The following is a 20607-nucleotide window of genomic DNA, read 5'->3' as shown; positions in this document are numbered from 1 at the left end:
GAGATGCATTTCTCAAACTTGACAGACGCTGGTTGCGGCCTGGGTATTCACAACACGCGAATCCCGATGCCGCGACGCAACCACAACTGGCCGGAGATTCGAAACGCGTGGTTCTTAAATCAACCCGACGTTTCGCCTGACGGACGAGCTGGAAGACTGGTGGAGTCCAAAGTGTTCAAACCGATCCGAGACTGGGATCAGCGCCAGCCTTTGGTTGGGAGCGACCTCAAACCATCAGTGTCATCTCAACCCCAACACATCCTGCATGTCATACACGCCGGGTTTCTGTTGGATGACCCATTGCGCCGCACGCAACGCACCATTGGCAAACGTGTCCCGGCTCGATGCCTTGTGGGTCAATTCCACGCGTTCCCCGTCTGCGGCAAAAATAACCGTATGATCGCCCACCACGTCGCCGCCGCGAATGGCGTGGATGCCAATCTCGCTGCGGGTGCGTTCGCCAGTGATGCCCTTGCGACCATGCCGAAGCGCCTCTTCAAGTTGCACCTGGCGTACGTCCCCGAGAATCTCCAACAACGTCGTCGCCGTGCCGCTGGGCGCGTCTTTTTTCAAGCGATGGTGCATCTCGACGACCTCGAGATCGAACGCCGGACCAAGAATCTCCGCCGCCTTGCGCGTCAGCCAAAAAAGCGTATTCACGCCGGTGGAAAAATTCGTCGCCATCACGAGCGGAATCCGGTTACCCAACGCGAGAATTTTCGCCTTTTCTTCCGCGCTATGGCCGGTGGTACCGATGACGATGGCTTTGCGGTGTCGCGCGCATAGTTCCGCGACTGACGGCGTCACGGCGTGGAAGCTGAATTCAATCACCACGTCAGCTTGCGGCAGCACCGTGCTCAGATCGTCACCCTGATCAACGGCCCCGATCACTTCAATCTCCGGCACTCGCGCGGCGCAGGAAAGCAGCGCCTGCCCCATGCGACCTTTGGCTCCGTTGATTGCGATTTTCGTCATGGTTGCACTTCACCCGGGCGGCGATTCATTTCAGCAAACCCACCGCTTTCATGGTTTTTTTGAGCTTGTCCCGGCTGCTCGCGCTGATCGGTATCATGGGCAAACGCAGTTCCTCATCCATTTGCCCGAGCAGGGCCAGCGCTGCTTTTACGGGCGCCGGATTGGTCTCGATGAACAAATCTTTGAACAAGGCGTAATACTTCTCGTGCATCTTGAGCGCGAGTGAGGCATTGCCGCGTTGGTACGTCCGCACCATGCGCGCCACTTCATGCGGAATAACATTCGACGCCACGCTGACCACGCCTTGCGCCCCGACCGCCATGAACGGCAACGTCAGCGAATCGTCACCGCTGAGAATTGTGAACTTGTTTCCCAGAGCGGCGCGAAGTTGAGAAATGCGATCCGCGTTTCCACCAGCTTCCTTGATGCCGACAATGTTCACGCTGTCGTGGGCCAAACGGTTCGTTGTTTCCACGCCGATCTCAATGCCGCAACGTCCGGGAATACTGTAGAGAATGATCGGCAGCCGGGTGGCCCGGGCCACGGCATGGAAGTGGCGGAATAATCCCTCTTGCGTCGGTTTGTTATAGTAGGGCGCGACCTGTAACGACGCGTCGGCGCCCGTTTTTTCCGCCGCCCGCGTGAGGTAAATGGCTTCCTGCGTGGAATTACCTCCCGTGCCCGCAATGACTTTAATCTTGCCGGCCGCGAATTTTACCGAGAGCGCGATGACGTGGATATGTTCCTCGTAATCCAGCGTGGCGGATTCGCCGGTTGTCCCGACTGGAACGATGCCGTCCACGCCGCCTTTGATTTGCGCCTTGACCAACTTCTCCAAGGCGGCCTCATCTATTTTGCCTTTTTTGAACGGAGTAACAATCGCGGTATAGGTGCCTGTGAATTGCATTTTCAATTTTCCGGTTTGAACGGTCCCGCTGGTAACGGCTTGCCGCAGGCGGGACCGTCACATTTTCAAATTTCAATTTTCCCCGTAAACACAAAGTCCGCCGGGCCGGTCAACCGGACCGATCCGAACCGCCCCTGCTCTTCAGTAAAGCTGACTTCCAGTTGATCGCCACTCTGCACCTGGACTTTGACGGGCGAGGTGAACCCGTGAACCCGCGCGGCAATCATGGCCGCCGCGCTGACGCCGGTGCCGCACGCCAACGTTTCGCCCTCGACACCGCGTTCAAACGTACGAACGCGAATGTGATTCGGACCGAGCACCTGTACAAAATTCACATTGGTTCCGCCGGGGCTAAACTGTTGGTGATGGCGGATCTCCGGCCCCATTTGGCTTACCATGGCTTGATCCGCATTGGGCACGAACAGCACCGCGTGCGGCACGCCGGTGTTGAGCGAGTGCAGGATCACCGTTTCGGGCGCGAGCTTTACGGTCTGATGCAATTTCAAATCCTGCGGGGTGGTAAGGTTCACCGTGACGAGCGCGCCCTGGAAACTCGCGGAAATGATCCCCGCGACCGTTTCAAAGGTAAAATCGCGATTAACGCCGGTGACGCTTTGCACATAGCGGGCAAAGCAGCGCGCCCCGTTCCCGCACATTTCCGCCACGCTGCCATCGCGATTGTAAAAATCCCACGCCCAATCCGCCTGCGGGCCTCGTGCCGGAATGAGCAGCATGACGCCATCCGCGCCAACGCCGCGATGCCGATCACACAACCGCACGACCTGCGCGGTCGTCAGCTTGAGTTTGCCCGCTCGATTATCCAACAGAACGAAGTCGTTGCCCGCCCCGTTCATTTTCGTAAATTCCAACACCATATAACCGGCTCATTATACGCGAGGTCTCGACTCGATAAATATAAAAACCACGCCCACCAACAAACCTCCGCTGACAAACACGGCACCAGCTCTAAACCGCAGGCGCGACCCCAAGTGACGACAACGGTGAACTTCATCAGAAATTGCCACCGCGAAAAATGCAGCGAGAAATTGACACTTCTGACGAACTTCCCTAGTTTTTGCCCGCAAAGATTGAATCGCTTTGCCCCGAATTCTCGTTCGGGGATTTTTATTGTCGGTAGCTGTCAGCTCCCAGCCATCAGCTTTCAGCCCGCGAAACGGAACCCTCGGCGGATTGCCGACGGCTGATGGCTGACAACTGATAGCTGACAGCTTTATGGCAAATACGATACTGGTCGGAGCCCAGTGGGGTGACGAAGGTAAAGGCAAAATAATTGACGTGCTGACCGAGCAGGCGGACGTGGTCGTGCGCTACGCGGGCGGCAACAACGCCGGCCATACCGTCTGGGTCGGCCAACAGAAATACGTGCTCCATTTGATCCCGTCCGGCATCCTGCGGCGCGGCAAACGCTGCGTCATCGGCAACGGCGTGGTCATTGATCCGCTCGGCTTGGTTGACGAAATCAAGGGCCTGCAAAAAATCGGCGTCAAGGTGGGCAAAAACCTCGTCATCAGCGAAACGGCGCATGTGGTGTTTCCCTACCATCGCGAACTGGACGCGCGCCGGGAGGCGCTGCACGGCAAAAACAAAATCGGCACCACCAAACGCGGCATCGGTCCGGCGTACGGCGACAAGGTGGCGCGAACCGGTCTGCGCATGGGCGATTTGGTTGACTTGGAACGACTGGCGGAAAAGCTGTCGGTTCGGGTCAAGGAGAACAACCGCATCCTCAAGGCGCTGGGCGCGAAACCAGTTTCCTACCCGACCGTCCTGGCCGAATACCGTCAGGCGGGACGCTTCCTGAAACCATTCGTCACCAACACCGTTCCGCTTCTGCACGCCGCGCTGAAGCAGGGAGCAAACCTGCTTTTCGAGGGGGCGCAAGGCACGTTTCTTGATCTCGACCACGGCACGTATCCCTATGTGACTTCATCAAACACCACGGCGGGCGGCGCTTGCACCGGCTCAGGGATTCCGCCGCATCGCATGGATCGTGTGGTGGGCGTGATGAAAGCTTACACCACCCGGGTTGGCGAAGGACCGTTGCCGACTGAGGACCAGGAAATTTCCAGTTTGCTGCACGGTATGGGACGCGAATTTGGCGCGACCACCGGTCGGGCGCGCCGATGTGGTTGGTTTGATGCCGTCGCAACGCGCGAGGCGGCGATGGTGAACGGCATTGATGATCTGGCCATCACCAATCTCGATGGTCTGGATACCGTGGCCAGAATCAAAGTCTGCGTCGCGTATCGGCATGGCAAAAAGCGTTATCAGTATTTGCCGAGTGATATCCGGACCTTGTCGGCCTGCGAACCGGTTTATCAGGAATTTGCCGGCTGGCAGAAGCCAACGGACCAGTGCAAAACCTGGCGCGAATTGCCGGCCAACGCCCGCGCCTATTTGAAAGCCATCAGTGAATTGACTGGCGCGAAGCTTTACATTACGTCGGTCGGCCCCGGCCGGGAGCAAACCATCTTCGTGTGAAGCAGGGTCGCCCGGAACGCCGCTGGTTTGGCGGCAACATTGGACTCGTCAGCCTTCCCGGCCGTTGTCATGATTGAAATCGTCATGAGTTAACTATGAGCGCGGCGCCGCCTCCATCGAATTTCATCACCCCCGAAAAATTACCCCGGCACGTGGCGATCATCATGGATGGCAACGGGCGTTGGGCGAAGCAGCGCCGTCTGCCGCGTATTGAAGGCCATCGCCAGGGAGCGGAATCAGCGCGCAGCATCATTCGCGCGGCGGGTGAACTGGGCATCAAGTATCTGACGCTCTACGCGTTTTCCGTCGAAAACTGGAATCGCCCGAAGCGTGAAGTGGAAGCCTTGATGAAATATCTGCTCCACTATCTGAAAACCGAGACGGCTGAGTTGAACCGCAACAACGTACGCCTGGAAGTTATCGGCCAGTTGGAGCGGCTGCCCAAAACGGTGCAGACGCAGCTCAAAAAAACCGGCGACACGCTGGCGCAAAATACCGGGCTGACGCTCATCCTCGCGTTGAGCTACGGCGGTCGCACGGAAATTGTGGATGCCGTTCAGGGCATTGCGGCCAAAGTGCAGGCGGGTGAATTAACGGCGGCGCAGATCAACGAGCAGGTGGTTGCGGATCACCTGTACACCCGGAATTTTCCCGACCCGGATTTGCTCATCCGCACCAGCGGCGAAATGCGCGTGAGCAATTTTTTGCTGTGGCAGATTTCCTACGCGGAATTTGTCATCACGCCCACCCTTTGGCCGGATTTCCGCAAGCCACAATTTTACGCGGCCTTGGCGGAATACGCCCAGCGCCACCGCCGCTTCGGCGGCATCTGAGGAGCGAGGACGGTCTCCGTCCGCAGCGCGTAGCCGAAGCTATGCGCGTCCGAATATCCAACATCTTCCGGTCTGGCACAGTGCTGCGGGTGGTCACCCATCCGCAGCGCGTAGCCGAAGCTATGCGTGTCCGAACATCCAACATCTTCCGGTCTGGCGCAGTGCTGCGGGTGGCCTCCCGTCCGCAGCGCGTAGCCGAAGCTATGCGCGTCCGAATATCCAATATCTTCCGGTCTCGCGCAGTGCTGCGGGTGGTCCCCCCGTCCGCAGCGCGTGGCCGAAGCTATGCGTGTCCGAACATCCAACATCTTCCGGTCTGGCGCAGTGCTGCGGGTGGCCTCCCGTCCGCAGCGCGTAGCCGAAGCTAGCGTGTCCGAACATCCAACATCTTCCGGTCTGGCACAGTGCTGCGGGTGGTCCCCCCGTCCGCAGCGCGTGGCCGAAGCTATGCGCGTCCGAACATCCAACATCTTCCGGTCTGACGCAGTGCTGCGGGTGGAGACCACCCGCGCTCCGGGAAAATTATTTCACGGTTGCGGCACGTAGATTACCCGCGTTGGTTGAGTCGGTGCGTAAGCGTTGCGCGCCGGAATGTCCGCGCGGTTGAACGGTTGATAATGCTGAATGGACCCCACGCGGGCGATTTTGAGGGAGTTCCGCAGCAGCCCGCGGCCGCCATTGGAATCGCTGAACTTGCCCTGACCGTACCCCACCCCTTTTGAGCCGGACAGATTCGAGGAGAAGTATTTCATGCCGACGATCTTGTTTTGCGCGTCGCGCAACCAGTCAATGAAGATCACCGCATGACCGCCGGGCGGCGTGGTGCTGTAGCTCAGAAAATCGCCGGGGCGCACCTCTTCCAAATTCGTAATCGCCTGCCCCAGACCATAACCCACGATGCCACGTTGCTCTGAGTCGCCTTTGCCTTCGATATACCAAAGTTGCAGCATGTTGAAGAGGTCGTTGAACGACATCCCATTGAAATCATCCGGCTCCAGCCCTTTTTGGATGTTGCGCAGTTTCATCGCGCGAATAAACACCTCGAAGGTGAAGCCGCAACAATAGCTGCACCGCGAACCGTCGGGATAAGCCTTGGCAACCACCATGCCCTGATACCACATGTCCTGGGTGACTCCGTTGTAAATGTCGTATTCGCGGGGCGTCCAACCGCAGTGGTAGGGGTAAGAACCGTCCAACGGATAACCCGAAATTACCTTGAGCACATAGGGATTCAACGATCCCTCGGCGTCATCCGTGATCATTTCCTCGCGGGCGTAGGCCTTGGCCAACGCCCGATCCACCGGTGAAAAACCTCGCTCATCCACCGGATACACCCGCGGCGTGTAGCTGTAACGCTTGGGAATCTTGTTGGTGTAAGTCACACCGTTTTCCGAAGTGGTGGTCGGAACGGTCAGCGGAGTCGCGGCCACCGGCGGTGGACAACTATCGCCCGTCGGACCTTTGCAACCGACGAGTCCAACCAACACCAGGCCGCTGACGATGAGCAATGGAAACTTCATAGCTTTGTGCGACTTTAACTGCGCCCGACGGGCGGCAGCAAGATTGGAAATGACATGAACATGCGAATCGCAACGGCGGCCCAGCGGATCATACTTGTGTTAAAATGACTTCGGCATTCAACTTGAAATCTGGGTTGGCCCACCGTTTTTCAATGCTGCTTTTGCTGGGCGCTTTAACGTCCGCGCCCGCGCAAGTGTTGCCGTTGCCGCCCCGTCCCGCCAACGCACCGAACGGAACGCAGTTTACCAACATCATCACCACGCTGCCTCGCAACGAGCGCGAGCAATGGATTTATGCGCAGGTCATCAGTGGCAACGTGCCGGACTGGTTGCGGACACTGAAACCCATCGCCGTCAATGCAGGCGGACACAGCGCGACCTATTACGTCACGCCCGATTACGTTTCAATCGGCTCGAACACGGATTATTTCCGCACGCCCATGACGCCCCTGCTCGCGCAACGGTTGGCAGATCATCTGGGTTGTTCGTTGCCGACCCGGCAGATGGTGAACCAAATCTGGACCAACGCGCCCGTCAAACTCGCGCCGTTGCCCTTCAGTCCGGATAACTACGACATCACGAGCGTGGCGGTTTTCGCCGCGTCGGATAACGCCATTGATAATCAACGCAATCCGCTGACCAATGCGTATCCGCTGGGCACGCTGGTTGGCGGCACGAAAAAGGATGTGATCATTTCGGCGCGTATTTACACCAATTTCGCCAATGGACCGACCATCACCAAGCCCGTGGTGATTTACGGCTGGCATTATGTGAACGGCACCTTCATCCAGCCGCTGTATAACGGTCACGAAGAAACTTACGTGGATTACTCGCACGGAATCCGTTTTGCGCAGATGGCGCTGACGGTGGACGGCAATGCCAATTCGATCACAAACGTACTGGTCAACCCGACGCTCTGCGCGTTGCTGAGTAATGATGGAGCTGCGGAGGGTTCGGCGAATGGAACGATTCCCATCCCGCGTTATACCGTCGCGCCCCTGGCCCCGGTGGTGATGCGTCATCCCGTCAGTCAATCCGTTTTACCGGGCGCGGATGTTTCGCTTAACACTCTGGCCATCGGCGACGCGCCCTTGCGATACCAGTGGCGGTTGAACAACACCAATGTTTTTCAGGCAACGAATGTCAGTTTAAGCATCACAAATTTACAACTGGCGACCGCAGGCAATTACACGGTGGTCGTCAGTAATGCCGCGGGGGCAGTGACCAGCCGCGTTGCCGTGGTGCGTCAGCGGACCTCGGATTTCCCGCTGCTCTTTCAAGACCATTTCAGCACCAATTCCGCCGATCAATGGAATGTCGTTTGGGGAGCAGACAATGGCATCCCGGATTATACCGTGGAATTTGGTTTCGATTACGGAGTAATTCCCTACACGTTCAACGGCGTGACCGCGCTGATTCCGCCCGCGCCCAACACAACCGATGGCAGCACTCGAGGCGTGAAACTCACCGTGAACACCGATGCGGTCGGCGCCAATGCGGCGGTGAACCTCTATCCGCGAAATTTCTCGGTGGCGGGCAATTTTGCGCTCAAGTTTGATCTGTGGATCAATTATCCCGGCAACGCGGGCGGCAACGGCAGCGGCGTGGCCGGTAGCACACAACACACCTTGTGCGGGATCAATCATTCCGGCACGAACGCAAACTGGGCCACGACCGCAGCGCCAGACAGCGACGGCATTTGGTTCGCGGTTACTGGCGAGGGCGGAGACAGTCGGGACTACCGCGCCTACGTGGGGAATCCGAACGGAGCGCCGCTGGATTTGAGCGCTTCCGCGCTCGGTGGTTTGATCGGGACCAATCATACGCAGGCCCCATTCCAAAGTCTTTTTCCCAGCGACCGTTTTGAAACGCTGGGCGCACCGGGGAAGAACTGGGTGGAAGTCGAATTGCGTCAGACCAACAACACCATTCTCTGGCTTCTGAATGACGTTGTCGTTGCTCAACGCACCAACACCTCTGCCTTCTCGCACGGCAACATCATGCTGGGGTTGATGGATGTTTTTCCTTCCATCGCTGCGCCGGCGCGCGATTCCTTCGTGCTATTTGACAATGTTCGGGTGGAGAATCTGGCGCCGACGATTACCTTCACTGCGGTGTCCATCACTCCGGAAGCCAAGGTCAGTCTGACCCTCAGCAGCGCGTTGGGGGATCAATTTCAATTGGAAGTTTCGGACGATCTATCCGTCTGGCAACCGTTGGCGAGCATTACGATGACCAATCAACCCTTGCAATTTTTGGATACAAACCCGCCAACCCACCACACGCGCTTCTATCGCGCGCGGCGGTAGTGAACTCCGCTCTCCCTTGATTGGTCAGCGCCTGGCTCAATCACTTCCGCCGCGCCCATTTTGCTTTCTCGTGGCCCGGGGTTCTCGCATCTTGGACACATGTCAGGGTTAATAGCCATTGTTGGCCGACCCAACGTCGGCAAATCGGCGTTGTTCAATCGCCTCGTCGGTAAACGCATTGCCATCGTGCATGATATGCCGGGCGTCACGCGCGATCGCGTCAGCGCGGAGGCGGAATGGCATGGACGACCCTTTACATTGGTGGATACGGGCGGGATTGGCCTGTTGCGGAAGGAGAAATCCACGGACGTCATCATCCGGGCGGCGGTGGAACAGGTGGACCTCGCGATTGCGGCGGCCGACGCGATCATCTTCGTCGTCAATGTTCAGGAAGGCATTGTGCCACTGGACCGCGAAGTGACGCAGCGCCTGCGCAAATCGGGCAAACCAGTATTGGTGGCGGTGAACAAGGTGGACACCTCGCGTCTCGAACCGCAGGTGAGCGAATTTGCGCAACTGGGCTTTGCCAAAATTTTTCCCGTAACCGCCATCCACGGAGAAGGAATTGATGACTTGATGAGCGCAGCGTTGACGCTGCTGCCGGAAACTGCAGAGGCAACTCCGTCTGCGGCGACCCGGACTGAATCCACTTCCGAAAGCGAAAACTTGAGCGAGCGGAAACCTGAGGAACCGTTGAAGCTCGCCATTGTCGGACGGCCCAACGTCGGTAAATCCTCGATCATCAATGCGCTGACCAAGTCGGAGCGGGTGATTGTCAGTCCCATCGCGGGCACCACGCGTGACGCGGTGGACGTGCCGTTTGAAGTCGAAACCGAAGGCGTCAAACAGAACTACGTTTTGATTGATACCGCCGGGATGCGCAAGACCCGTCGGGTGAATGATTCGGTGGAATTTTTCAGCGTGCAACGCACGGAACAATCCATCGAACGCAGCGATATTTGCGTGCTCGTGTTGGACGCGCAGGAAGGCATTTTGGAACAGGATAAAAAAATCGCCGATCACATTGTCGCCAATCGCAAAGCCTGCATTCTCGTGGTGAATAAATGGGATCTTTACGCGGACGCGGTGCGGCAGGCGCGCGCGAAGGAAATTCAGAGGCGGGATCGTAAAAAGCGTTACGAGGGAAATGAAGTGCCGTTGACGTTGCTGGCGGAGTTCGGTCAATGGGTGCAAAAACAACTGTTCTTTCTCGATTACGCGCCGGTGATTTTCACCTCGGCCCAATCCGGTTTTCATCTGGACCGACTGTTGGAAGCGGTGCGCTACGTGGCCGCGCAATTGCAGCAGAAGATTCCAACGGCGCTGCTCAATCGAACGCTCAATGACGCCGTGGAACGCCGCCAACCCATCAGCGCGCTGGGGCACCGGTTGAAATTTTTCTACGCGACCCAGGTTAAACAAGCGCCGCCAACGTTTCTGCTCTTTGTTAATCGGGATGAACTTTTCTCTGATCCATATAAAAAGTATCTCGCCGGCGAAATGCGCAAGGCGTTCGGGTACGAAGGCTGTCCCATTGTGCTGGTACCCAAGCCGCGCCCCAAAACCATTGAGCCGGTGCGGAAATTTACGAAATCCAAACCGTCCCGGCGGACCGCGCCAAGTCGCCACGTTGATAAAAAGCGCGCTCAGCACGTACGACGCAAGGCATAGCACGCGCGCCATTGATTGCTGATGATTCCTTCCCAACATAATTCGACCGTTGCCAAAAGCATGACCTTGGCTTGGTTGCGTCAACCGAGCCGGATCGGTTTGATGATCGGGAGTTTGCTGGCTGGCGGCCTCGTCAACGTCAGCGTCGCTGAACCATTGCCCCCGGCACAACCGGTGTTTGTGCGCGGGCAGGACGGCTACCATACCTGGCGCATTCCCGCCCTGGTGGTTTCCGCAAACGGCACACTGTTGGCGTTTGCCGAGGGGCGTAAAGAGTCCGCATCGGATACGGGCAAAATTGATCTGGCGGTGCGCCGTTCCACCGATCACGGCCAAACTTGGGGTCCAATTCAAGTCATCTGGTCTGATGGCCTCAATACCTGCGGCAATCCCAGTCCCGTGCTGGACCGCGACACCGGCGTGTTGTGGCTTGCTCTTACCTGGAACAACGGCGCGGACAAAGCCCGCCAGATTCACGCGCAAAAAAGCCAGGACACGCGCCGGGTTTTCATCACCAGTTCGAGTGACGATGGAGTGACTTGGGAGCCACCGCGCGAAATTACCCAAGCCGTGAAGCGCACGAACTGGACCTGGTATGCGACCGGACCGGGCGGTGGCTTGCAAATTGTTCACGGGCCACATCGCGGACGTTTGGTCATTCCCTGCGACCATAATGAAGCGGGAGCGGATCGCTATTATTCACACGTCATTTATTCCGATGATCACGGGGCCACTTGGAAATTGGGAGGCACCACTCCCAGCGACAAGGTGAATGAATGTCAGATCGTTGAATTAACCGATGGCCGACTGCTGCTCAACATGCGGAACTACGAACGCAGTCACAAGTGCCGGCAGGTGGCCATCAGTGCCGACGGCGGATTGACCTGGCAGGACCAACGGTTTGACGAAGCCCTGATTGAACCGCTCTGTCAGGCCGCGATCCGCCGCTTGCGTTGGCCGGAAACGGAGCGGCCCGGAGTGATTTTATTCAGCAATCCAGCCAGTGCGGAACAGCGCGTTAATCTCACGTTGCGCGCCAGTTTCGACGACGGACAAACCTGGCCGGTCGCTCAAGTCTTGCATCCTGGTCCCAGCGCGTACTCGGATCTGGCCGTGCTCCCGAATGGCGACATCGCCTGCCTATTTGAGGCCGGTCGCACCAATGCGTATGAGTCCATTGTGTTACAGCGATTGTCCCCCGGAGCATGGTTAGTCCCGGCCCCGGCAAAATAAGCGAACAGAACGCCAGGAAAGGACCGGCGGAGGGTGGCGGCCAGTCCCACCGCGAGAGCGGCGGCTTCAGTGGAGAGGAAGATTGGCTTGGAGGAATTTTTGCACGCTGGCCCAGACTTCCGCTTCCGAGATGTTCCACAAACAATGCGGCGTCGGAAAACGGCAGTAATCAGAGCAGGGTTTGTAGGGACAGGGTTTGCCTTCGATGAACGCGGCTTGCGGATGCAGCGGGACGAACCATTCCGGGAGTTGCGGGCCGAACAGGGTGAACGTCGGCAGACCGTGGATCGCCGCGATATGCCCCGGACCGGAATCGTTGCCGATAAATACCTGGGCCTGATCCATGAGGTTGAAAAGTTCCGCCACAGAATGGGGTGCCGTCACGTCGGGTTCGCCGTTATTCGTCCACCAGGTTTGCTGATCCGCATCGCACGCAATGAGGACGCGATAATGATGCTCGCGAAGTTGTCGCGCCAACCGTTGGTAGCGGTCCAATGGCCACACCCGCACCGGTTGGGCGGCGCCGCTATGAATGAGGACGGTTTTACCCTTGGCCACGGGCGCCGCAATCAACTCGCTTCGCTCCGGCAGATTCAAACCAAGAGCGCGCCCCAAAGTGCGCCAGTACTCATAACGATGTTCCCACGGCGCCGGACGCGCGATGGGATCAGTAAGAAAAATACGGCTACGCAGCCGGGAAAAACCCAAACGCCGGCGAACGCGGCAAGCCTTGAGTAAGAAATGGTCGCGCGGATCCCATCGCGCTGACAGTCCCACTTCAAAACGGCGGTGAGCAATTTGGTTGCGGATGTGGAGCATTTCGCGCCACGGCCAGTTCCAGAGATGGTATTTGGCTTTGAACGCCGTCCACGGCGCCACGAACGGAATGACCTCGACCTCCGGCCAAAGTTGGCGGCGCAAATCCTGAGCGTACGGTTTGGCCAACAGGGTGACGGAAAATTGTTCACACGCCGCTTGCAGAAATGAATTGGCGATGACCAAATCACCCAACCCCCAAAGTTCAATGATCAGCAATCGTGGTTTCATGGCAAACGTTGCGCCACCAGGTAGGCGGACCAACCGATCCAATGTACGCGGGCCGTGAATTGTTTCCGGCTTGGGCGGCAAAAATAGAACCAGGGGTAGGATGCGGCAAACAGCCAGTTGCGCGAGATTCCACTCCGGCGGGGTTGCAATCGGGTCGAAATCATGGCACGGCGCAATTCCACAACGGACACAATCCGCACATGCGTGGCGTCATCGTAGAAATTGAGCGTAAATTTTCCGGCCGCACTCGGCAACTGTGCCGTTTTGGGATGTGGAGTTTCAATGTAAACCCGCCCTCCCGGTTTCAAGACGCGCGCGATTTCGGACAATAAATTCTGCAGCGAATCCAGATGCTCCACGACATGCATGCAAGTAACGGTGTCAAAGAATTGATCCGGCCAAGGCAAACGATCCGTAACGAAATCAACTCGCGAAAACTGGCAGTTTGGTGGATACCGCTCGGGTTGACCAAACTTGTCCGCAGCATAGAGCGTCAGGTCGGGCCGCAACTCGGCAAAGTGATTCAGGGTTTCACCATCGGACGAGCCGAGGTCGAGCAACCGTCCGCGAGGCGGCGTCCTGGCCACGAAACGGGCGCGGGTGTCCAACCACGATAAATAACGCAAGGCCACCCAGTTCATTCAGATTGCTTCCGTCCGCCACATTGATTCCATGCTCGGTACGCCGTGGATTCTAAAGAAATCAGCGCGCCCGTAAAGCCAGCTAATCGGAGGTGAGCCGGTCAAGTCCGCTATTGGAGGAAAACTGACTTTGCCGCCGCAGGTGCGGACGCAGTTTCCACCGACCCGGAACAAGATCACAGTGGCCACGATACCAGAGCTTCTGCAACTGGCGTTTGGCTTTGTAAACGAGCTTCAGTCCGCACGCCGTCCAGCCACCCGGATTCCCGTACGTTCGTTTAATGATTTCCGCTTCTTGAAGGCTGTTACGGATGAGCCGCTGGTCGGCGGATTGGCCGTGCTGGTGATAGCGGTAATTCACGAGGAACTGCGGCAAATGTCCGACGCGACATTTCTCCCGGCCTAACCGGAGTTTGAATTCGTAATCCGCTGAGCTACGAAACTCCCGTTGCCGGTACCCGCCGAGGCGTTGATAGACACCGCGCCGCACGAACAGCGTCTGGTGGCAAATGTTATCCACCGCGTAGAGCAACACCTGATAATCATATCGCGCTTCCGCCCGACGATAAATCTCCCGTCCCGCGTCATCCACGTAAACGACGTCGCCGAACAAGGCATCCCATTCGGAATGTTGCGCGGCGGCCCGGGCCACTGCGGTTAACGCTCCCGGACGAAAACAATCGTCGGCATTCAAAATCACAATCCATTCGCCGCGCGCCCGGGCGATGCCTTGGTTCATGGCTTCGTAATTGCCGGCATCCTTTTCAGAAGTCCATTGCAGGTGGGGATATTCGGAAAGGATTTTTGGCGTTGCGTCAGTCGAGCCGCCATCCAAAACCAGATGCTCCCAATCACGATAATCCTGGGTGCGCACGCTTTCGATCGTCGCCCTGAGCGTGACCTCGCTGTTGAGGCAGGGAGTGACGATGGTGATGTTCGGCCGGGTATTCAAGATTCAGCGTTCTGTTGCCATGGGAAATCATATTCGCAGTTCCCCCGCATGGCAATTGCCGCCGTCCTCGACGACCGACGCATGGGCTACAAGCGCACCGGTTTGGGCAGACGGAACGGGAGATAAGCCGGATTCGGTTTCGCCGGGGCCAGCGCGGGCTGGCGAACGCCGCCGTTGAGGCTGAGGCTCAGGGCCACGATGCCGGTGAAAACGACCAGATCATTTTGAAAGGAGCCGTAAATGACAATGAACATGAAGGTGCGCACCAGAAAGAAGGCAAAAAGAAAGGTGTTCAGCTTCCGATATTCGGGCGGACCGTGCCGATAATTGTTGCGCAACACCCGATAAGCGGCGACGAGAAACCAGACAAATCCGACAACGCCAAAGCTGCCCAAAGGAATCAGCAAGGACAACGGACCGCTATGGTAGTCCTGGGCATATTCGGCGGTCGCCTGGCTGCTGGATTGGCCGGCGGTCTGAATCTTCTCGAATTCCCGCGCATCAATGGAGTAGCCCTTGCCGATGAGCAGGTACTGCGGAATCGTGGGAATAACCTGCTCCCAAATCTTCAACCTCCATTCGGATGAATTCTCGGCATCCATTTCCGCCCGTGGATCAATCTCAATGGGCAGGAAACTTAAAGACCGCTGAATGGTTAAGGGCAATTTATCCGCGAGCGGCAAAGTCACCACTGGAATCAAGACGGCCAGAAGCAACAAGGGGGGCGATAATTTTGAGCGGAACAAACCCTCGAGAAAGAAGAGCGCTCCGCAGTAAAGAATAATGGTAATCAAATAGGAGCGATATCCGCCACTCGCCGCCAAAGCTACCAAACCCAGGAAAACAAGGACGCGCCAAGGTTGGTTGAGGCCAAAGCCTCCACGAAACTGCAGCGGCAAAAATCGCGCGCGTTCGCCAATGCCCAACAGGCCACTCAATCCATGAAGCGCGAAGATAAAACAAAGCGCGCTCATGGCCGCGACCGTCAACCCATTCAAACGCAGGTATTCGGTATTAACCTCGTTGAAAAACAACCGCGCGTCGTCCACCGGAAACAAGGCATAAATCATTCGTAACCCACCCGGAATCCACGGTGCCAAACTTCCAACCAAAGCGGTCACTCCGCCCAGAAAGTACAAACCGACGTAAAGATTGGCGCGCTCGGGGGGAATGCGATGGCTGACAATGGCAAAAAATCCGGCGATGGCGACCAGCAATTGGATGTAGCGCTTGCCACCGAAGGAATCGCCCCCAAAAGCGGCCAACCCAATGCCCCCGGTTAACTGGGCCGTACCGGCAATGATCAGAGCCAGAAACATCAACGGCAAAACCAGGGTGCTGGGAGCGTTGAACTTCACGTTGCGTTTCAAAACTTGCTGCAACACTGTCAAGGTAAGGCTCAATGCGGTCATCACCATCCAGAGATAAGGCGAACCTTGGATGAAAAAGAGCACCATGCTCATGTTCCAACTGATGATCAATAGCAGGTGGTGCCAGCGCATCAGCGCCGGGATCAACGGCAACAGACAGGCGACGGCAATAACCGCCAGACTGATGCGATCCGCGGGATTCGCGAGCAGGTAGCCCAAGTAAATCGCCAACGGCAGACATAAGCCGTAGATGATTACGGACCGGATGATCGCAAGGGTATTACTCATTGCTCACGCGGGCGATCGGGATACTGTTCGCTTGATTCATTTCGCTTTCCGACAGTTCCGCAACAGATTCCGTGCTCGACTGCCGTTCGGTTGAATTTAGCGCCACGCTCAACCCCAAGATGCCGGTGAAATAGTAAAACTCGGAGTAAAGTGCGCCAAACACGAAGAGGAAGAACACGATGCGTGCCACAAACAACGCGAATAACAGCCGATTGATCATTCGCAGCGATTCTGTCCCGTCCCGATACACTCGATAGAGATATCGCGTCCCAGCATAAAGCACCCAACCAAACGCCAACGCCCCCCAAATCCCGAAGGGAATAATTACCGATAGCGGCCCACTATGATAATCCCCGGCCAGGGCCGCACCGCTCCATTGTTCACCGAATCCGCGTAGCGCGCCCTGCCGCTCCATGTATAATTCTTCCGCGGAAAGGCTGTACCCTTTTCCCAGGAACAGGTATTGAGGCACCATGTGGATTACGGATTGCCACATGTGAACGCGCCATTCAGTGGAAGATTCCGCTCCGATCCGCACCGCCGGGTCAACGTCCACGGGCAAGAAGGCGATGGTTCGTTGGATGGCGAGCGGCAACTTGTTTGCGGAAAGCACCACGGCGGCGCCGCCCACCAACATTCCCATTAATAGAATCAAAAAGGCGGGGCCGCGCCACATGCGTTCCAGATAAACCAATAGAAAAAATACCATTCCCATCAAGGCCAACATGGAACGAAATCCGCCGAAGCAACCCACCACAATAACGCCGACGAAAATGATCGCGCGCCACGGGCGATTCCACGCCAGGATTCCTGTCGCCCCGTACCGCGCCAGAAGCCAGCAAAAGACCAACACCGCGGCGGGCATCAAGCCATCAATCCGCTCGCTCTCAGGCCCGAATACTTGTCCCGCGGAGTCAACCCCGGAGAGCGAGGTGAGCGGGAATAAGTAAGTTAAAAATTCCGCTCCAGTCCCCATCCTTAACGCGAAATAACCAATAACATAGCTAACCCCTGAGAGAAAAAAGAGCGCGACGTACCATTTGGCGTACTGGGGCTTGATACTGCGGCTCGTCAACACGAAATAGCCCACAATAGCCGCCAGCAACAGCACGTACCCTCTGCCTCCCATCTCTTTCGAACCCAGAACGCGCAGGCCAATACCGCCAGTGGCCAGAGCGGTGGCAATGATTACCAGACTAAAAACGAGCAAAGGTGCTGTCAGTGAAGGCTCATTATTCCAACGATAATCGGGATCCACGGACCGATGTAAAATCACGAAAAACAAGCCGGCAAAGGTCATGGCCACCCATAGCGCCATCCGCCCCGGAAAAAAAACGGGATACATGGCCATATGCCAACTGAGGATCAAAAGCGGATGGTACCAGCGCATCATAACCGGCACCATCAGCACCGCTGTCAGCACGACGACGACGACAACGGTGGTGGAAGCGAAGGGTTCCGCCAACAAGTATCCCAGCAATACCGCCAGTGGCAGGCAAAGCCCGAAGATCAAATGGTTTCTGGTTACGGCAAATGTACTGGCCATATTTTTAGAAGGAGATTTTACCGACGCCGCCTTTATTTATTCAAGAACCGAACGAACGCAAATCCGGGCCACCGGCGCCGCGCCGCCTTCACAAAAACATTGAGTTGGCCGGATGAGTGACTAGCTTTGACAACGAATGAAAACGTTTGCCGAGCAGGGTTTCCCCGGACGCTTGATCGCCGTCGAAGGTCTCGATGGCTCCGGGAAATCCACGCAAATTTATCTGCTGCGGCGCTGGCTCGAAGCGGAAGGGGTGAAGGTTTATTTCAGCGAATGGAATTCCTCGGAACTGGTCAAATCCGCCACCAGCAAGGGCAAGAAGCGCGAACTGCTGTCGCCCACTACGTTCAGTCTGATCCACGCCACTGATTTCGCAGACCGCTACGAACGCCATCTGCTGCCGCTGTTGCGCGCGGGCTACGTGGTGTTGTGCGATCGTTACGTGTTTACCGCGTTCGCCCGCGATGTCGTCCGCGGCTGCCCCCCGAATTGGGTCCGCGGCATTTACAATTTCGCCGCCGCCCCGGACCTCACCTTCTTTTTCAAAGCCGATCTGGAAGTCTCGTTGAGCCGCATTTTGGAGGGGCGACCGAAGTTGAAATTCTTTGAGGCGGGGATGGACTTGCGTCTGTCGCCGGACCCTTACGAAAGTTTTCGCATTTTTCAAGGTCGCATCCTGGACCAGTATCTGGCCATGAGCGCCGAATTTAATTTTGTGACAATCAACGCCAATGAACGCGTGGAAACGCAACAAACCACCGTGCGCCGACTCGTGAATCAAGGGATTGATTTCGATCAATTCCGCCGCAACAGTCCGCTGCCCCTGCCTCCCCCCATCAAACGCGCGGCCAGTCGCAACCAACTTCAGGAAGAAATGGAGGAGGATTCCGCCGCATGAACAAGGTTCACACGAAACTCGAAGTGCCGTCGCGCAGCGACCGCAGCTTTTATGGCGAGGGCATTCCGCGCGTAAAGCCGGAGGAACTCGCCGGCAAATTGATCGTGGTGGAAGGGGCGGATGGTTCGGGCCGCTCGACGCAGATTGAACTGCTGGTGCAATGGCTGGAGATCAGCGGTCACGCCACCGTGCAGGTGGGCCTGAAGCGCTCGACGTTGGTGAGCGAAGAACTGGCGCGCGCTCAGAATGGAAATATCCTGAGCCATACCACGCTCAGTCTTTTTTACGCCACCGACTTCGCCGATCAACTCGAGAACGTCATCCTGCCGTCGCTCAAGGCCGGTTTCATCGTCCTGGCGGATCGTTACATCTACACGTTGATGGCGCGCGACATGGTGCGCGGGATGGATGCGGCCTGGCTCAAAAATCTCTACGGCATCGCGTTGAAACCGGACGCGGTTTTTTACCTGGCCATCGAACCAGCCGAACTGGTCCAACGCGTTTTGGCCAAGGCGGCCACACTTGATTACTGGGAAAGCGGCATGGACCTGGGATTATCCCGTGATTTATACGACAGCTTCACCGAGTACCAGACTCTGATGCGTCTCGCCTTCCGCAAGCTCCAGAAAACCTACGGGTTCACCATCGTGGATGGGCACCGCCCCGTGGATGAGGTGAACCGCGAATTGAAGGAGAACATCGGAGCGGTCTTGGCGGGTAAATAATCGAGCTTCTTTACGCGAATGAGCGGTCGGCGCAATCGTTCCACGAAACCTTGACCCATGCGCTACCAAACTTCCACCGGTCCGCGCGGAACGGGAATTTGCTCACGGGTCGCGGCGGCAGGTTCGCCCAGCATAAATGACGCTTGCATGGGAGACGATTGAAAGCGCGGCAGTAACTCGCCGTGCTCATCCAGAAACTGCTGCCGCCAGCGAAAGTAGTGTTCCAACAACTCGTGAAATTCCTGGCGCGAACTGATGGTGACAACACGCTTGTTAAACTCATTCGCCGGACCGAAACGTTTGGCATACCACGGCGCCACCTTGCGGAACATGCGACAACCCAACGCTTCGCCAAATACTTCGATCATCAAGTCCAAATGGCGGCACATTACGCGGACCCGTTCCGAGAAGGGCGCTTCTGGAAGTAATTCGCCAGTGGCTAAAAAATGGTTGGTCTGTTGGAAAATCCAGGGATTGTAAAACGCGCCCCGACCGATGCTCACTCCGGCGCAACCGGTCGCCTCGAACATCCGCTTGGCCGCTTCGGGCGTCACCACGTCGCCATTCCCGATTACCGGAATGCTTTTCACCGCCGCGACCACTTGGCGGATTCCGGTCAGATTCACCGTCCCGCCAAAACCTTGTTGTCGGGTCCGGCCATGCACAAAGATCGCCGCCACGCCCACAGCTTCCAAGGCGCGCGCCAAATCCGGGGCGGTCAAATTGTCTTCATCCCAGCCCAGCCGCATTTTGGCGGTGATCGGGATTTTTACCGCGCTCACCATTCCTTGAACCAACGCCGCCGTTTTGCGCAACTCGGTCATCATCGCGGACCCGCCGCCGACGTTGACCACCTTGCGCACCGGACAGCCCATGTTGATATCCACGGACGCCGCGCCGCGCGACTCCAGCCAGAGCGCGGCCTCGCGCATCTCTTCCGGCACACTGCCGAACAATTGCACGGCCAGGGGCGTGTCCGCCGGAGTTGTTTCGATGAGCTTGAAAGCCTTCTCCCGTTTTTCCAGCAGCGAACGCGCGTTCACCAAATCGGTGGTACAAAGCCCCACTCCGCCGATCTCCCGGATTACGAGCCGAAACGGCAGATTGGTGTAACCCGCCAGGGGCGAGAGGAACAACGGCGTTGAAAGCGTCAGCGAACCGATGCGCATGTGCCCGGCAGACTACCAGCG

At 57.3% G+C, this 20607-nt stretch carries 17 protein-coding genes; 7 read left to right on the top strand and 10 right to left on the bottom strand.

The features are described 5' to 3' along the window. Nucleotides 1-240 precede the first annotated feature (240 nt). From dapB to dapF, 3 genes are all read right to left on the bottom strand, one after another. Nucleotides 241-975: a 4-hydroxy-tetrahydrodipicolinate reductase gene (gene dapB, locus M9920_08840; protein MCO5052396.1), complete on the bottom strand. Its 735-nt coding sequence runs from the start codon at nt 973-975 to the stop codon at nt 241-243. A gap of 25 nt (nt 976-1000) precedes the next feature. Continuing rightward, complete coding sequence (dapA, locus tag M9920_08835) at nt 1001-1882, bottom strand: 4-hydroxy-tetrahydrodipicolinate synthase (GenBank protein ID MCO5052395.1); 882 nt, start codon at nt 1880-1882, stop codon at nt 1001-1003. A gap of 65 nt (nt 1883-1947) precedes the next feature. Then, complete coding sequence (dapF, locus tag M9920_08830; protein MCO5052394.1) at nt 1948-2757, bottom strand: diaminopimelate epimerase; 810 nt, start codon at nt 2755-2757, stop codon at nt 1948-1950. 358 nt (nt 2758-3115) lie between these two features. Between dapF and M9920_08825 the strand changes: the two genes are divergently transcribed. Beyond that, nucleotides 3116-4384 carry an adenylosuccinate synthase gene (locus M9920_08825; protein MCO5052393.1) on the top strand — a complete coding sequence of 423 codons (1269 nt, stop codon included), beginning with the start codon at nt 3116-3118 and terminating at the stop codon, nt 4382-4384. Nucleotides 4385-4479: 95 nt separating this feature from the next. Beyond that, nucleotides 4480-5217: an isoprenyl transferase gene (locus M9920_08820; protein ID MCO5052392.1), complete on the top strand. Its 738-nt coding sequence runs from the start codon at nt 4480-4482 to the stop codon at nt 5215-5217. A gap of 527 nt (nt 5218-5744) precedes the next feature. On the opposite strand, the gene M9920_08815 is transcribed toward M9920_08820, so the two are convergent. Further along, nucleotides 5745-6737, bottom strand: coding sequence for a hypothetical protein (locus tag M9920_08815; protein ID MCO5052391.1), 993 nt, complete (start codon nt 6735-6737; stop codon nt 5745-5747). Nucleotides 6738-6889: 152 nt separating this feature from the next. On the opposite strand from M9920_08815, the gene M9920_08810 reads away from it, so the two are divergent. The 3 genes from M9920_08810 (at nt 6890) to M9920_08800 (ending at nt 11950) form a co-directional block, all read left to right on the top strand. Beyond that, on the top strand, nt 6890-9046 hold the full coding sequence (locus M9920_08810; GenBank protein MCO5052390.1) for an immunoglobulin domain-containing protein: 2157 nt from the start codon (nt 6890-6892) through the stop codon (nt 9044-9046). Nucleotides 9047-9145: 99 nt separating this feature from the next. After that, complete coding sequence (gene der / locus M9920_08805; GenBank protein MCO5052389.1) at nt 9146-10717, top strand: ribosome biogenesis GTPase Der; 1572 nt, start codon at nt 9146-9148, stop codon at nt 10715-10717. Nucleotides 10718-10777: 60 nt separating this feature from the next. Further along, the gene (locus M9920_08800; protein MCO5052388.1) at nt 10778-11950 is read left to right on the top strand and encodes a glycoside hydrolase; all 1173 of its coding nucleotides are present in this window, start codon (nt 10778-10780) and stop codon (nt 11948-11950) included. 66 nt (nt 11951-12016) lie between these two features. Here M9920_08800 and M9920_08795 read toward each other — a convergent pair whose 3' ends face one another. The 5 genes from M9920_08795 to M9920_08775 all read right to left on the bottom strand — a co-directional run bounded on the left by M9920_08795 (nt 12017) and on the right by M9920_08775 (nt 17794). Further along, nucleotides 12017-12997 carry a hypothetical protein gene (locus M9920_08795; protein ID MCO5052387.1) on the bottom strand — a complete coding sequence of 327 codons (981 nt, stop codon included), beginning with the start codon at nt 12995-12997 and terminating at the stop codon, nt 12017-12019. Then, complete coding sequence (locus M9920_08790; GenBank protein ID MCO5052386.1) at nt 12994-13638, bottom strand: class I SAM-dependent methyltransferase; 645 nt, start codon at nt 13636-13638, stop codon at nt 12994-12996. The genes M9920_08795 and M9920_08790 overlap by 4 nt, the downstream gene beginning before the upstream one ends. 82 nt (nt 13639-13720) lie before the next feature. Next, on the bottom strand, nt 13721-14590 hold the full coding sequence (locus M9920_08785) for a glycosyltransferase (protein MCO5052385.1): 870 nt from the start codon (nt 14588-14590) through the stop codon (nt 13721-13723). A gap of 86 nt (nt 14591-14676) precedes the next feature. After that, complete coding sequence (locus M9920_08780; protein MCO5052384.1) at nt 14677-16248, bottom strand: O-antigen ligase family protein; 1572 nt, start codon at nt 16246-16248, stop codon at nt 14677-14679. Continuing rightward, complete coding sequence (locus M9920_08775; GenBank protein ID MCO5052383.1) at nt 16241-17794, bottom strand: O-antigen ligase family protein; 1554 nt, start codon at nt 17792-17794, stop codon at nt 16241-16243. The genes M9920_08780 and M9920_08775 overlap by 8 nt, the downstream gene beginning before the upstream one ends. Before the next feature lie 136 nt (nt 17795-17930). Here M9920_08775 and M9920_08770 point away from each other — a divergent pair, with 136 nt between their 5' ends. After that, on the top strand, nt 17931-18692 hold the full coding sequence (locus M9920_08770; protein MCO5052382.1) for a thymidylate kinase: 762 nt from the start codon (nt 17931-17933) through the stop codon (nt 18690-18692). After that, a complete protein-coding gene (tmk, locus tag M9920_08765) occupies nt 18689-19417 on the top strand; it encodes a dTMP kinase (GenBank protein ID MCO5052381.1) in 729 nt (242 codons plus the stop codon). The genes M9920_08770 and tmk overlap by 4 nt, the downstream gene beginning before the upstream one ends. Before the next feature lie 62 nt (nt 19418-19479). Here the strand turns inward: tmk and dusB are convergent, their stop codons facing one another. Continuing rightward, nucleotides 19480-20586 (bottom strand): tRNA dihydrouridine synthase DusB, encoded by a 1107-nt coding sequence (gene dusB, locus M9920_08760; protein ID MCO5052380.1) that lies wholly within the window; start codon nt 20584-20586, stop codon nt 19480-19482. Nucleotides 20587-20607 lie beyond the last annotated feature (21 nt).

It is taken from the genome of Verrucomicrobiia bacterium, assembly GCA_023953615.1.
Classification (GTDB): Bacteria; Verrucomicrobiota; Verrucomicrobiia; order Limisphaerales; family JADLHS01; genus JADLHS01.
The sequence above is the reverse complement of the archived record's forward strand: the minus strand, read 5'-3'. Positions and strand labels throughout refer to the sequence as shown.